We start from the raw sequence: 13,413 nt of genomic DNA, 5'->3' as shown, positions 1-13,413 counted from the left end.
GCGCCTTACCGGGAGTCGTGGCCAGAAGCTGTCAAGATGAACAGATGTCCCCACCCCCGCGGCCGGAGCGAACCGGGTGGCTGGCCAGAGGCATGCGGTTGTCCTTTGGAGTGGCGAGCCGCGCGCAAGCCGGGCTGGCGTCGGTGCGGGTTCGGCAAGGTGAGGCGGGCGGCGCGCCCACCCGAGGCATGGCGTTTGTGGGCACGGTATGGGCGGGCGCCGATTCGGAGCCACGTCCTGGCATCGTGATCGTCGACAGCGGGGGACGGGTTGCGACGATTTCGTATCACGATTCCGACGGTGGGCCGCCCGGACGCTCGGGCAGTGTCAGCCCACTACCGAGGGACCTGCTGGTGCTCGGCGGCGAGGGTCATTGGGTAGTCCCGGGAATCGTTGATGCCCACGTACACCTTGGATTTGATGTCGGCGCCGATGGCTCGGCGGTTAGTGGCATCGACAGCGGGCTGGTTGGTGTCCGAGACCTCGGGGCGCCCATGCGTTGGGCCGGGCGATGGCAAACCGGCCACCGTTCACGGCCCGCTGGAACGCCTGCAGTCGCCGTGTCGGGTCCGATACTGACGGCTCCTGGTGGTTATCCCTCGCGAACCTGGGGAGCTGGGGGCTACGCGGAGTTCGTGTCATCGCCTACCCGAGCAAGGTCGATCGTGCAAAACCTCGCGGCAGAAGGCGTCGATCTGATCAAGGTCGCGCTCGAAGCCGGCGTTGATGCCACGCCGGTGCTCGAGCCGACAATCCTGCGGGCAATCGTTGAAGCAGCGCATTCGGCCGGGTTGGCCGTCGTGGCTCATGCGCTCACCGCGGATCTCGTGTCACGTGCACTCGAAGCCGGCGTCGACGAGTTGGCGCATACGCCAACCGAACGCCTCGACGAGCGGATGATCATGCGAATCGCGACCAGCGGCGTGTCGGTGACCTCGACGCTGCAGACCTTCTTCTCAACCGGGTCAGGCCCGGCCGCCGCGGCCAACGCTGCCGATCTCGTCGCCGCCGGCGTGATCCTGCGCTACGGCACAGACTTGGGCAACGCCGGCACCCGGACCGGGGTAGATCCTCGCGAACTCGACCGGCTGGCTGACACCGGGCTGGGGCGACTCGGGGCGCTCCGCGCCGCGACCGAATGGTCTGCCGCCGCACCAGGAATGCGATCACGAACGGGAACACTTCGACGGGGCGAACCGGCCGCGCTTGTCCTGTTGCCGTTCAGTCCGCTCGCCGAACCGGGGGTTTGGCGGACACCGGCTGCTGTCTACCTGGACGGGCGGCTTACGGTGGGACAGACCGGTGCGAACTGGTGAGGGGCTACTGATCCAACGAACAACGGCACGACCGGACAACCGCAACACCGAACTGTCGACTCACCGACAACCGATTCACCCGGGCACTAAGGAGCCGAAGCATCCGATGATCTCCGCGGCCTCTCCGACGCAGCCCGTTGAGCTGTTGAAGTCACTGCGCCCGGCGGCGATCGTCCTGCTGGTCCAGCTTGCTCTGGGTGCTCTGGCCGGGGCGGTTTGGCTGGCGTGGGCGCCACGCACGGTGGCCTACGTTGTGCCCGGTGTTGGGAACTCGACGATTCTGATTCCTGACGAGACCGAGAATCAGATAGCGGGTGACGGGCGGTTTTTCGTCCTGTGCGTCATAGTCGGCCTCATCATTGGCCCGGTGGCATGGCTTTACGTCAAGGGCCTTCGCGGGCCGATCATGTTGGCTTTCGTCCTCGTCGGCGGCCTGCTGAGCTCGTTGCTGGCACGTTTGATTGGTGAGACGTTCGCTTCCGGCAAGAACAGCGGCGCTGTGCGCACTGCGATTCATCCGCCACTGACTCTGCATTCCACGCCGATGCTGTTCGTGCAGTCATTTGCAGCAGTGTTGGCCTACGTCGTTTTTGCCGGCCTATCGTCTGACCCCGCCTTCACAGCGCCCAACCAATCGGAGGCCTCAGACGGCTCGGACACCTCCGACGCCGGCGGACTGAGCGGTGACGATCCGCATGCGGAGTCGGTCAGCGGCTGATCAACCTCTGCGGTTGCCGCTTCGAAAGGCGCTGGCGGGTGCCGGGATCGCGCGCAGATGGCGGACCAGAATGGTCTCCCGCCGCAAGATACGGCGGCCAGCCGACAAGCGCGTCGCAGTATCGGGGCACGCCAGCAGCAGTTGTCTGTCTTCTAGCGGAAGCGACGGCAGCTCGGCAATCGCATAGGACAACGACCGATCGGAGCCGCCAGGCGGCGAGATCTCCGAGACCTGCAATGAGCCACTCGAGATCGCGCTGAGCGCCGCGAGATGGCTCGCCCAAGCTTGCCGAGCCGCGGCGACGTCTCCGCTGGCAATATCACCGTCGGGCTCGCCGAGGTAGTGGACTTCTGCGACCAGGTAGGGCTGCGACGTCGTGTCGATCGATTCGATCACGAAGCGTCGATCGCCAAGTGCAGCTACGTCGCAACGGCCGTCGGCGTGCGGAACGATGTCGGTGATTCGTGCAGTCGTCCCGACTTCGTGTACGTCCGACAGTTCGCCGACCTCCCAACCCTGGCGGAGCGCGACGACGCCGAACATCGGTGCGCCTGCCGTTGGCTGGCTGTTCTCGCCGAGCAGATCCGACATCAATTGGCGGTATCGCGGCTCGAAGACATGAAGCGACAGCGACATTTCCGGCACTAGAACGGTGCCAAGGGGGAAGAGCGGCAGCATTTCGGTCTTGTTCGACTTCGATGCCGACGGATCTGCCGGTGGCTCGGTCGGCGGTGTCTGCTCCACTCCGCCACCGTACGGCCATTTGGTCGGGCAGGCTCGCCAAAGTCAGTGGTCTGACGCCATTAGACTCAACGTTGTGTTGCGCCGCGTCGATCTCCGTACCGTCCCAGCCGGTCCTACGCCACCCGGATCTGTTCGAGCTGCTGCGAGTGACCGCGCCTTCGCAACTGAAGTTCGCCGAGTGCTGCCGCGAGCCGCCGTCGACGTCAATTCAGCCCTGGCCGCAGTCACCCCACTCGTCGAGGCCGTGCGCGACCGTGGCTACCCCGCAGCACGGGAAGCCACCGAGAAATTTGACGGGGTCGATGTCGCCGAACCCCGGGTGCCGGCTGAGGCGATCGAAAAGGCGCTCGCCAATCTGGATCCCGCGGTACGTGCGGCCCTCGAGGAGTCAATTCGCCGGGCCCGACTGGTGCATTCTGAGCAACGCCGCACCACGGTCGACGTGCAGGTGGTTCCGGGCGGGCAGGTTACCGAGAAGTGGATCCCAGTTGATCGGGTTGGCCTGTACGTGCCAGGCGGTCTGGCCGTCTACCCGTCTTCTGTCGTGATGAACGTGGTGCCTGCGCAAGAAGCGCGGGTGCCCTCCCTGGTCGTTTGTTCGCCGCCGCAATCGGAATTCGACGGGCTGCCGCACCCGGCTATTCTCGCCGCCTGCGCACTGCTCGGGGTCGATGAGGTGTACGCCGTTGGCGGTGCGCAAGCGATCGCACTGCTGGCTTATGGAGATCCAGGGACGAATACGAACGCGCCGATCGACCCGGTCGACGTCGTTACCGGTCCTGGCAACATCTATGTTGCCGCTGCGAAGCGATTGCTGCGAGGTGTCGTGGGTATCGACGCCGAGGCCGGACCGACGGAGATTGCGGTGCTGGCCGATAAGACCGCGCACCCTGCGCACGTCGCAGCGGATCTGATCAGTCAGGCCGAACACGACCCGATCGCGGCGTCAATTCTGGTCACCGACTCGATCGACCTGGCCGACGCAGTTGACGTCGAGATCGCTCGACAGGTTGCTGCCACCAAGCACGTGGAACGCGTGTCCACCGCATTGTCTGGTAATCAGTCGGCAACGGTCCTGGTCGATGACGTCGAGCACGGTCTCGCGGTCGTGAATGCTTACGCAGCCGAACACCTCGAGGTGATCACCGCGGACGCGCGTTCGGTTGCCGAAAGGGTCCGCAGCGCTGGCTGCGTCTTCGTCGGGCCGGACTCGCCGGTCTCGTTGGGCGACTACTGCGCTGGCTCGAACCACGTCCTGCCTACCGGTTGCACTGCGCGGCATGCATCCGGATTGAGCGTGCAATCGTTTCTCAAGGGCGTGCACCTTGTCGAATACAGTCACGCCGCGCTGTCGGAGGTAGCGGGCCACGTCATCGCACTGGCTGATGCTGAAGATCTGCCTGCACATGGCGCCGCGGTCAAGGTTCGGATTACTCGATGAATTCGGCGAAGCCGGTGGCCGCCGGTTCGCCGCCGATCCCCGCGGACCGGATCACCCTCGACGATTTGCCACTGCGTGAGGATTTGCGAGGCGCAGAGCCATACGGTGCGCCGCAGCTCGACGTCCCGGTATTGCTGAATGTCAACGAGAACCCGTACCCGCCGAGTGAGTCCGTGGTAGCTGATGTCGCTGCCGCCGTCGCCCGAGCAGTTCGCGACATCAACCGATATCCGGACCGCGATTTCCTCGGGCTACGGGCGGATCTTGCCGATTTTCTGGCTGAGGACACCGGTGTGGTACTGAGCCCGCACCAGGTCTGGGCGGCGAACGGCTCGAACGAGATCATGCAACAGTTGCTACAGGCTTTTGGCGGCCCGGGCCGAACGGCGCTGTCGTTCGCGCCGACCTACTCGATGTATCCCGAGTACGCCCGCAATACCCATACGAACTGGGTGGCCGGCCTGCGTGAGGCTGATTTCAGCATCTCGGCGGACCACGCGGTCCGGCTGATCACCGAACACCAGCCTTCGGTTGTCATTCTCACGTCGCCGAACAATCCGACCGGTACCGCGTTACCGCTATCGCTGGTCGAGGACGTGTTGGCGGTGGCACCCGGGGTGGTTGTTGTCGACGAGGCGTACGCCGAATTCCGCCGCGAAGGCGTACCCAGCTCGGTGAGCCTGCTCGCGGTGCACGGCAACCTCGTCGTCACCCGCACGATGAGCAAGGCCTTCGCCTATGCCGGTGGTCGGCTCGGCTATCTCGCTTCGTCGGCTGCGGTGGTGGACGCCGTGCGAATTGTCCGGTTGCCCTACCACCTTTCGGCCATTCAGCAGGCAGCGGCACGAGCGGCCCTTTCACATCGAGCCGAGGCGTTGAAACATATTGATGAGTTGCGCTCCGAACGGGCTCTCACAACCGATTGGCTGGCGTCGGCCGGTCTGGAGGTAGCCGAGTCCGATGCGAACTTCCTGCTTTTCGGTCGATTCCAGGATCCGCACGCAATATGGCAAGCCCTGTTGGACCAGGGCGTGCTCATTCGTGAGGTCGGCCCGGCCGGTTGGCTGCGAGTATCCATCGGCACACCTGCGGAGATGAACAGCTTTCGGATGGCGCTGGAACAGGCCCTTGGCGGCGGATCGGGGACTGATTCGACTGCAGCTGTGGTGGTGGGCCAAGATAGTGCCGATACTGTCGGAGCACCGAAGACAGAGGGAGCCCGTAGGTGAGCCGTATCGGCCGAGTTGAACGCACTACCGCTGAGACGAAGGTGCTCGTCGAGATCGATCTCGACGGCGCTGGCCACACAGACGTCAGCACCGGGGTGGGTTTCTACGACCACATGCTGACGTCCTTCGGCAAGCATGGCCTCTTCGATCTGACCGTGCAGGTCGAAGGCGACCTGCACATCGACTCTCACCACACGGTCGAGGACGCCGCGATAGGTCTCGGTCAAGCCTTCGCGCAGGCTGCAGGCGAAAAGGTGGGTACCCGGCGTTTCGGTGACGCGGTGGTACCGATGGACGAAGCCTTGGTGTCTGCCGCAGTGGACCTCTCCGGTCGGCCGTACCTCGTACACAACGAGCCCGAGGGGGCGCCGCCGTACATCATCGGACAGGATTCCTCCTACGCGACCACGCTGACCAGGCATGTCTTCGAGTCGTTCACCTATCACGCAAGGGTGGCTCTGCACGTGACGGTGCATTACGGCCGCGACTGGCACCACATCACCGAGGCTCAATACAAGGCCGTCGCCCGGGCGCTGCGAACAGCGGTTGAGCTCGACCCACGCCAGCCGGGCGTGCCATCGACGAAGGGCGTGCTGTAGCCAGTGCGAATTGTTGTCCTCGACTATGGGTCGGGCAATGTGCGTTCGGCGGTGCGTGCTCTGGAGAAAGTCGGCGGTGAGTTGATTGCTGACTCGCACGGCAACGCTGGATCGATCACGGTTGACCTCACCGCCGACAGCCGGGCGGCGATTGACGCCGACGGCCTGCTCGTCCCCGGAGTCGGTGCCTTTGCCGCCTGTATGGCGGGGTTGAATGCCGTTGGGGCGCAGGCGATTCTGCGGGAGCGACTCGACGCCGCACGACCCGTGCTCGGCATCTGCGTAGGTATGCAAGTGCTGTTCGAAGCTGGCATCGAACACGGAATCGAAACGGCTGGATTGGGCTTTCTGCCCGGCCGCGTCGAGCAATTGAGAGCACCGGTCATTCCACACATGGGGTGGAATACCGTCGACCCCGCTGAGGATTCCGCGTTGTTCGCCGGTGTGGCGCAGGGAACCCGTTTCTATTTCGTCCATTCGTACGCAGTGCATTCCGCTACCGGCGACTCCGCGAGGACGAATACGGCTTCTTCAATTCAGCCGTTCAAGGCAAGCCTGACCGAACACGGTGAATCGTTCGTCGCGGCCGCTGAATCGGGCCCGCTGTGGGCAACGCAGTTCCACCCGGAGAAGTCCGGTGCGGCGGGCCAAGAATTGCTCCGGAACTGGCTGCGCTCTTTGCCGGCGTTTCAAGCCAGCGCCCAGTCCGAGCAAACTAAGACTCTGTCCCACGGTCGAGGAGAATCATGAATCTGGTCTTGCTTCCCGCTGTCGACGTCGCCGACGGCACTGCGGTCCGCCTCGTGCAGGGAGCCGCCGGAACCGAGACTTCTTACGGCAGCCCACTCGACGCGGCCCTGGCCTGGCAAGCGGGGGGCGCAGAATGGATTCACCTGGTAGATCTCGATGCCGCGTTCGGTCGGGGCGACAACCGGGAACTTCTCGCCGACGTCGTCGGGCAGCTTGATGTCGCAGTCGAGCTCTCCGGTGGGATACGCGATGATGCATCCCTCACAGCCGCGCTCGCGACCGGATGTTCTCGCGTGAACCTCGGCACCGCCGCGCTGGAGTCGCCGGACTGGGTCCGTTCGGCGATTGCTGAGTACGGCGACCGGATCGCGGTCGGACTCGACGTACGCGGCACCACCCTTGCCGCTCGGGGATGGACGTCGGAAGGCGGCGATCTGTTCGAGACACTTGCGCGACTCGATGCCGACGGGTGCGCTCGTTACGTCGTCACCGACGTGCATCGCGACGGAACGTTGACCGGGCCGAACCTCGACCTGCTACGAAGCGTGTGTGCCGCAACGGACAAGCCCGTCGTCGCCTCCGGAGGCGTCTCGTCACTCGAGGATTTACGTGCGCTGGCGACTTTGACCGGTCTCGGAGTCGAAGGCGCCATCGTGGGCAAGGCTCTCTACGCGGGAGCATTCACCTTGCCGGAGGCGTTGGCGGCGATGTCTGAGGTCGGCTCTGCGACGTCTTAGTCCCCACCGACTGTTCACGCTTTTATCGCTTGCGCAAAGGTAAACAGGCCGTCCGGGTCGTATTGTTTCTTGACACTCTGCAGCCGCGGATAGTTGGACCCCCAGTACGCAGTGCCGTAATCGGCGATGCTGGCGTCGGCGTAGTTGACATAGGCCGACGGGCCCGTCCAGGGCAACAACCCGGTTCGTTGCCCCCGGACGTAAGCATCGAACGGGGCTGGTGACGCGGAGCCGTTCGGTCCGTTCATCGACGCCCAGGTTGCCGTGTACTGAACCAGCGCCAAGGCCTGCCGGTGGACGAAGGCGGTTTCCGAGGCGGCTACATCAGCAACGGCACCGCCGAGCGCGTCAAAGGACACTCCGCCTTCAACGAGATGTGCCACGTTCATGCCGGACTGGACGGCGGCGACGGCAGCCGCGACCCCGGCGCTAGGAAGAGGTTGGCTCAGCACGGCCGACGTCGCCGAAAACGGTTGTCGCTTCTGGGGTGTCATGGCGTCGGCGAGGCACTGGGTCGCGCTCTCGCCTGAACATCCGGCCTCGAGAAGCATCGCGCCGGCATAGTCGAGTGAATTCACGACATTGGTGGACGGTGGAACCCCGATGGCTGCCAAGAGTGGTGCGAGCTGACCTGGTAACGCTGAGGGCGGACCGATCCAGGTGCCCGACACGGTGGCGCGAAGCTGCCCCTGAGCGGGATCGGCAAGTAGCTTGCAGGTCGTCCAGAGCTTGTTGTCGATGCGGCCCAGCCAATGCTGCCAGCTGCCGAGGACTTGGCTGGCGTGCGCGAAGTCCCATTGCAGGTAGAAGGTCTGAACGGTGGGTGCGGGCTGAACCCGAACCGTCCACGCGGTGACCACCCCGAAGCTTCCGCCACCGCCACCCCTTAACGCCCAGAACAGGTCTGGGTCGCGCGCCGCTGTTACTTCCCGGAGCTGGCCATCGGCCGTGACCAGCTGGACGGATTGCACGGCGTCACAGGTCAAGCCGAATGCGCGGGTCAGCACGCCGACCCCGCCACCGAGGGTGAGGCCGGTGACGCCTACCGTCGGACACGAGCCCGCGGCGAGCGCGACGCCCTTTGCTGCAAGCGCGGCGTAGACCGACGCCAATTTCGCACCGGCACCGATTCTGGCGGTTTTGGCGCCGGTGTCGACTTGGACGGTGGAAAGCCGGGATACATCGACGACCAGGCCGGGACCGGTCGACCAGCCGCCGTAGGAATGTCCACCTGCGCGTAAGGCCAACGCCGCCGCACCGCTGCCGGCGAATTGCACGCAGCGCACCACATCAGCTGCCGAACCAACCTGCGCGATCGCCGCGGGTTTAGCGGTGGCGTCGAAGCGCGGGTTGTACAGCTGCGCTGCCGCAGCATAAGCGGCATTGCCGGGGAGCAACAGCGGTGTGGAAAGTTGCTTGGACAGTGCAGCCAAACTCGGCCGAGCAGGGGTCGAGGAAGTCGAGTTCGGCGTGCTGGTCGCCGCGGGCTTGGATTTGGCTGGGGTGCAGGCGGCAAGCACGCCGGTGAGGCCTAACCCGCCGGCGCCGAGCAGCAAGTGCCGCCGCGACAAGGCTTGATCGAGTCGCGCTGGCTGGACCCGATCGGGATTCGAGGTCTCCATCGAGTTCAACGTAGACCGGCCCTGGCCGACGCCGATGGCGACGCGCCCGCCGGCGCCCGGGCTTGCGCGAACGCAATCAACCGGTCAGATGGTCGTACGGCAGAATGTGTTCGTGCCCGTTGCCGTTCGCGTCATACCTTGCCTGGACGTCGATGCTGGACGCGTCGTGAAGGGTGTCAACTTCACCGGCCTTCGCGATGCCGGGGATCCGGTCGAGCTGGCCCGTCGTTATGACGAGGAAGGCGCCGATGAACTCACCTTTCTCGACATCACCGCATCGTCGTCCGGGCGCGAGACGACCTATGACATTGTTCGCCGCACCGCCGAACAGGTGTTCATCCCGCTCACCGTGGGGGGTGGGGTGCGCTCGGTCTCCGATGTTGACGCCCTGCTGCGGGCCGGTGCCGACAAAGTCGGCGTCAACACCGCAGCCATCGCCCGGCCCGAGGTGCTCACTGAGATCGCCGAGCGGTTCGGGCGACAAGTGCTGGTGCTCTCAGTCGACGCCCGCAGGGTGCCGCCGGGCGCCGTGCCGACCGTCTCGGGGTTCGAGGTGACGACGCATGGTGGCCGCCGCGGAACGGGCATCGACGCGGTCGAATGGGCGCATCGAGCCGCAGAGCTCGGTGCCGGAGAAATCCTGCTCAACTCGATGGACGCCGACGGCACCCGAGACGGATTCGATCTGCCTCTGATCCGGCTCGTGCGGGCTGCAGTTTCGGTGCCGGTGATCGCGAGCGGGGGAGCGGGCAAGGCCGACGATTTCGCGCCCGCCGTTGAGGCCGGCGCGGACGCCGTGTTGGCCGCCAGTGTCTTCCACTTCGGCACGCTCACGATCGGGGACGTCAAGCGGGACCTGGCGGCGCACGGCGTTACCGTGCGCTAGCCCTACCCCATCGGTCGCAGCCATGGCGAGCTGCGACCGCCTGCGTTGATTATTTCGCTGTTACCGGAACGGATGATTCTCCTACTGCAGCGGATGATTCGCTCGGATCACGCCCAGCGGATCGACCTGATCCCGAATCGCTATGAGTCGGGCAAGGTCAGTCGGTGAGTAGAACCGGCTGGCGGCCGTTGTCGATTCGCTGAAGTTGGCATAGGTGCGCTCGGCGGCCCAGGGCTGCAGGGCGTCGATCAACTGCGCGACGTCCTCGCTCACGGCGGCGTGAGTGGCGGCGTCCGGTGCGACGCCTACACCAAAGGCAAGGAAGCGACCAGGCAGATGATCGACCACGCCGCCGCCTGCGGCCGGTCGGCCCAGCGCGCCACCAAGAAGTCGGATGTCCACAGCGAGAAGCGTGGTGTCCGCTGCCGGGCCCGCGACGGCAAGGATGGAGTCGATGGCTTCGACGGGCATGTCCTGCAAAATCAAGCCATCGCCGGCGCAGGGCGTTGGAGTGGGCGGGTCCATGTGAATCTGAGCCAGGTCGGTCGTCGGCATTTCCCCGAAGAGATCTACCACCGGTGCGAGTGCCCGCAACGGCGCCAGAAGCTCCGCTGCTCGACCCTGCGGTGCATCGATTGCCCCGTCGATGACGACAAACGACTGACCGCGTAGAAAATCTGGTAGTTCGGGCAGCGGAGGCATACGTAGCAAACGGACGCACGCGGTCACGCAGTCGTCAAGATCTCGGGTCCACTCGTCAAAGGCTAGAAACACCTCGCGCGCCCGGTCGATCGGGAACAGCAGCGAGCCTGCCGTCACCTCTGCGATCGGATACGCCTGGAATTCCAGACCAGTCACGACGCCGTGATTCCCGCCGCCACCGCGTACCGACCAGAAGAGATCGGGCTCGTGGTCGGCATCCACTCGCCGGATTCGGCCATCGCCAGTCACGAGCTCGACTGCGGTCACGCTCGAACAGGCCAGTCCCCGGCTTCGTCCCAACCAGCTGTAGCCGCCGCTCAGGGTGTAGCCAGAGATGCCGACGTCCGGTGATGATCCGGACAGCGCGGCGTAGCCGGTACCGGCGAGCACGGCGTTGACGTCGCCCCAGAGTGCGCCAGATCCTGCGCGAACGGTCTGTGTAGTGATGTCGAAGACGACGTCGTTCAGCTCGGCCGTGCGCAGCAGGATGGTTCCGCGAAGATCACCCAGGGGGCCGGGATTATGGCCGCCGCTCTGCGGTGCGACTCGAAGGTTGTGCGACGCCGCGTATCGGATAACGGCCGCGACGTCAGCTGTGTCTGCGACAAAGACGACAGCCTCTGGCCGCTGGTCAACGGCCAGGTTCCAGGCACTGCGGGCGTGATCCCAATCGACATCCGTCGGCGTCACGATTCTGCCGCGGATGCATGATGCCAGCGCATCGAAAGACTCGTGTTGCCGGCAGGAGATCGCATAGTTGCAGTGAACGGAAACGGCGTCGTCGAGGATTCGGCACACGGCGTTCAAGGAGCTATGGGACGGCACGTCGATGGTCAGCATTGGGCGGGCGTGATCGGCCACTGTTCGAACGGTAAATTCGCCCAGCTTGGCCTCGATGCCGGCAATGATTGAATGATTGGCTGCCATAACGTGCACGGTGCTGTGACCGCCGCGCAATTCGACACCTTGAGCGACAAGTCCGGCACCGTCGTGATGAACGGTCACGATGTCGTCGCAACTGACGTCGGAGGCAAACCAGGGCGCGGTAGTCAGCCGCGCCGCGCCATTACCCATGAGCTCACAGCTGATCGTTTCGGCCTCGTACGGCGGCCAGTTTTCTTCCCGCTCGAGATAGAACAGCACATCGGCAGTGGGGTAACCGGTGTCGCCGTAATCTGTCTGCAGCGCGTGATCGCGCCCTTTGGCTACGGTCTGGCCGATCGTGTTGTGCACCGTGCTGCCCACCGCGTTGTGCATCGTGCTGGCCGAGGCGCTCGGATGCGCCTGGTTCGTCGTCATCTCTTCTCCCTAATCGGATTGGGTCTATTGCTTGTCGTAGCGAAACGATCCAGGTCAAAGAGACGCGAGGGTATCCCGCAGATACATGGACTTTCCAAGATTGGCCCCCCTCAATTGGGGGATATCGCGGCGCGCCTTGTTCTGTCATTCTTCATGTCATGAAGCAGAGCTCTGCCTTGGACGCGATGCCACCGACGCTCGTCAAACGTCGTCGTGAAGAGCTGATCGACGCAGCAGAAAGGGCATCGAACGTCGATACGATGCTTGCGGAGATGTCGCAGCGGCTGCGCGAGATCATTCCGTTTGCCGGTTCGTGTTGGTTTGGTACTGACCCTGGCACGCTGTTCGCGACGCTTCCGGTGCGGATCGAAAACATCGCTGACGGTCACTGTCACACTTATTGGGAAAGGGAATTCCTCGTCGAGGACGCGCTGCTCTTTCGTGAACTGGCCGGTCAAGCGGCCCCGGCCGGGACGCTCTGCGCTGCCACCGAGAATCTGCCCCAGCGCAGCACGCGATACCGCGAGTTCATGGCGCCACAGGGTTTCTCCGACGAGTTGCGCTCGGCCCTGCGCACCGGCGGCTCGACCTGGGGATTGGTGTGCTTGCTACGAAATGAGGGCGAACCCCCCTTCACCGAACGAGAAGTCACATTTATGGCAAGCCTCTCCGAACCGTTTGCCCGGACAATGCGTGGCAAAGTTCTTCTTGCCGCAGCCGTGCGCGCTCCAGCAGCGACAGCGCCAGGCCTGGTGATGTTCGACCAGCAAGGTGTCATGACCTCGCTGAATGAGTCCGCACAGTCCTGGCTCGAAGACATCGGTGCGGGTCAGACGCACCCGGACGATCCGCCGGTTGCGATCATTACCGTCCTGGCCCACGCCAGGGCGGTCGCCAGCGGGCGCCAGCGCGGTTCGGCGATGCTGCGAGTGCGAGGGCGATCCGGCCGTTGGGCGACGCTGCATGCAAGTTGCCTCAACGGGGTCGACGGCGCGCCTGGCCCGACCGCGGTCGTGATCGAGAGAACCGCGCCGTCTGATCTTCGGCCGATCCTCGAACAGGCTTACGGGCTGTCCGCACGCGAGCAGCAGGTGACGCAGCAACTCGCTCGGGGCGCGGCAACGTCTGCGATCGCGCGCGAGCTGCAATTGTCCGAACACACGATCCGAGATCACATCAAGACGATTCTGGCCAAGGTCGGCGTCGCCAGCCGGGCAGAGCTTGCTGCGCATCTCTTCGCCGAGCACCACGAGCCAGAAATGCATGCGGCTGTGCACTCGTGACCCGCGCGAAATCGCGCGGTAGACTGCACACAGTCTATTCACAGAGAAAGCCCAGGACATGCCTACACTCACACGGCAAGCTCACAG

General features: G+C 64.6%; 12 protein-coding genes. 9 read left to right on the top strand and 3 right to left on the bottom strand.

Features of this window, described 5'->3' with window-relative positions; all coding sequences use genetic code 11:
• Window positions 1-44: 44 nt before the first annotated feature.
• Together ACSMXN_RS15970 and ACSMXN_RS15965 are read left to right on the top strand one after the other, a co-directional pair.
• Window positions 45-1,316, top strand: a complete 1,272-nt coding sequence (locus ACSMXN_RS15970; protein ID WP_081649046.1) for an amidohydrolase family protein — start codon at window positions 45-47, stop codon at window positions 1,314-1,316.
• Between the two features lie 106 nt (window positions 1,317-1,422).
• The gene (locus ACSMXN_RS15965; RefSeq protein ID WP_155958322.1) at window positions 1,423-2,034 is read left to right on the top strand and encodes a hypothetical protein; all 612 of its coding nucleotides are present in this window, start codon (window positions 1,423-1,425) and stop codon (window positions 2,032-2,034) included.
• On the opposite strand, the gene ACSMXN_RS15960 is transcribed toward ACSMXN_RS15965, so the two are convergent.
• Window positions 2,035-2,778, bottom strand: a complete 744-nt coding sequence (locus ACSMXN_RS15960; protein WP_155958323.1) for an LON peptidase substrate-binding domain-containing protein — start codon at window positions 2,776-2,778, stop codon at window positions 2,035-2,037.
• A 58-nt stretch (window positions 2,779-2,836) separates the two neighbouring features.
• Between ACSMXN_RS15960 and hisD the strand changes: the two genes are divergently transcribed.
• From hisD to priA, 5 genes are read left to right on the top strand one after another with little or no spacing between them, the layout of a single operon-like run.
• Window positions 2,837-4,219: a histidinol dehydrogenase gene (gene hisD / locus ACSMXN_RS15955; protein ID WP_455407779.1), complete on the top strand. Its 1,383-nt coding sequence runs from the start codon at window positions 2,837-2,839 to the stop codon at window positions 4,217-4,219.
• On the top strand, window positions 4,216-5,448 hold the full coding sequence (locus ACSMXN_RS15950) for a histidinol-phosphate transaminase (protein ID WP_022912794.1): 1,233 nt from the start codon (window positions 4,216-4,218) through the stop codon (window positions 5,446-5,448). The genes hisD and ACSMXN_RS15950 overlap by 4 nt, the downstream gene beginning before the upstream one ends.
• Window positions 5,445-6,047 carry an imidazoleglycerol-phosphate dehydratase HisB gene (hisB, locus tag ACSMXN_RS15945; protein ID WP_022912795.1) on the top strand — a complete coding sequence of 201 codons (603 nt, stop codon included), beginning with the start codon at window positions 5,445-5,447 and terminating at the stop codon, window positions 6,045-6,047. The genes ACSMXN_RS15950 and hisB overlap by 4 nt, the downstream gene beginning before the upstream one ends.
• Before the next feature lie 3 nt (window positions 6,048-6,050).
• Window positions 6,051-6,797 carry an imidazole glycerol phosphate synthase subunit HisH gene (hisH, locus tag ACSMXN_RS15940; protein ID WP_022912796.1) on the top strand — a complete coding sequence of 249 codons (747 nt, stop codon included), beginning with the start codon at window positions 6,051-6,053 and terminating at the stop codon, window positions 6,795-6,797.
• Window positions 6,794-7,534 (top strand): bifunctional 1-(5-phosphoribosyl)-5-((5-phosphoribosylamino)methylideneamino)imidazole-4-carboxamide isomerase/phosphoribosylanthranilate isomerase PriA, encoded by a 741-nt coding sequence (gene priA, locus ACSMXN_RS15935; protein ID WP_022912797.1) that lies wholly within the window; start codon window positions 6,794-6,796, stop codon window positions 7,532-7,534. Before hisH ends, priA begins: the two co-directional genes overlap by 4 nt.
• A 14-nt stretch (window positions 7,535-7,548) precedes the next feature.
• Here the strand turns inward: priA and ACSMXN_RS15930 are convergent, their stop codons facing one another.
• Window positions 7,549-9,156, bottom strand: coding sequence for an FAD-binding protein (locus ACSMXN_RS15930; protein WP_022912798.1), 1,608 nt, complete (start codon window positions 9,154-9,156; stop codon window positions 7,549-7,551).
• A 112-nt stretch (window positions 9,157-9,268) separates the two neighbouring features.
• Between ACSMXN_RS15930 and hisF the strand changes: the two genes are divergently transcribed.
• The gene (hisF, locus tag ACSMXN_RS15925) at window positions 9,269-10,042 is read left to right on the top strand and encodes an imidazole glycerol phosphate synthase subunit HisF (RefSeq protein ID WP_027139321.1); all 774 of its coding nucleotides are present in this window, start codon (window positions 9,269-9,271) and stop codon (window positions 10,040-10,042) included.
• Between the two features lie 81 nt (window positions 10,043-10,123).
• On the opposite strand, the gene ACSMXN_RS15920 is transcribed toward hisF, so the two are convergent.
• Window positions 10,124-12,043: an FAD-binding protein gene (locus ACSMXN_RS15920; RefSeq protein WP_022912800.1), complete on the bottom strand. Its 1,920-nt coding sequence runs from the start codon at window positions 12,041-12,043 to the stop codon at window positions 10,124-10,126.
• 158 nt (window positions 12,044-12,201) lie between these two features.
• Between ACSMXN_RS15920 and ACSMXN_RS15915 the strand changes: the two genes are divergently transcribed.
• A complete protein-coding gene (locus ACSMXN_RS15915) occupies window positions 12,202-13,326 on the top strand; it encodes a LuxR C-terminal-related transcriptional regulator (protein WP_022912801.1) in 1,125 nt (374 codons plus the stop codon).
• The last annotated feature ends 87 nt before the right edge of the window (window positions 13,327-13,413 follow it).

It is taken from the genome of Parajatrophihabitans canadensis, from assembly GCF_053764775.1.
This window is presented reverse-complemented; position numbering and strand designations above follow the sequence as displayed.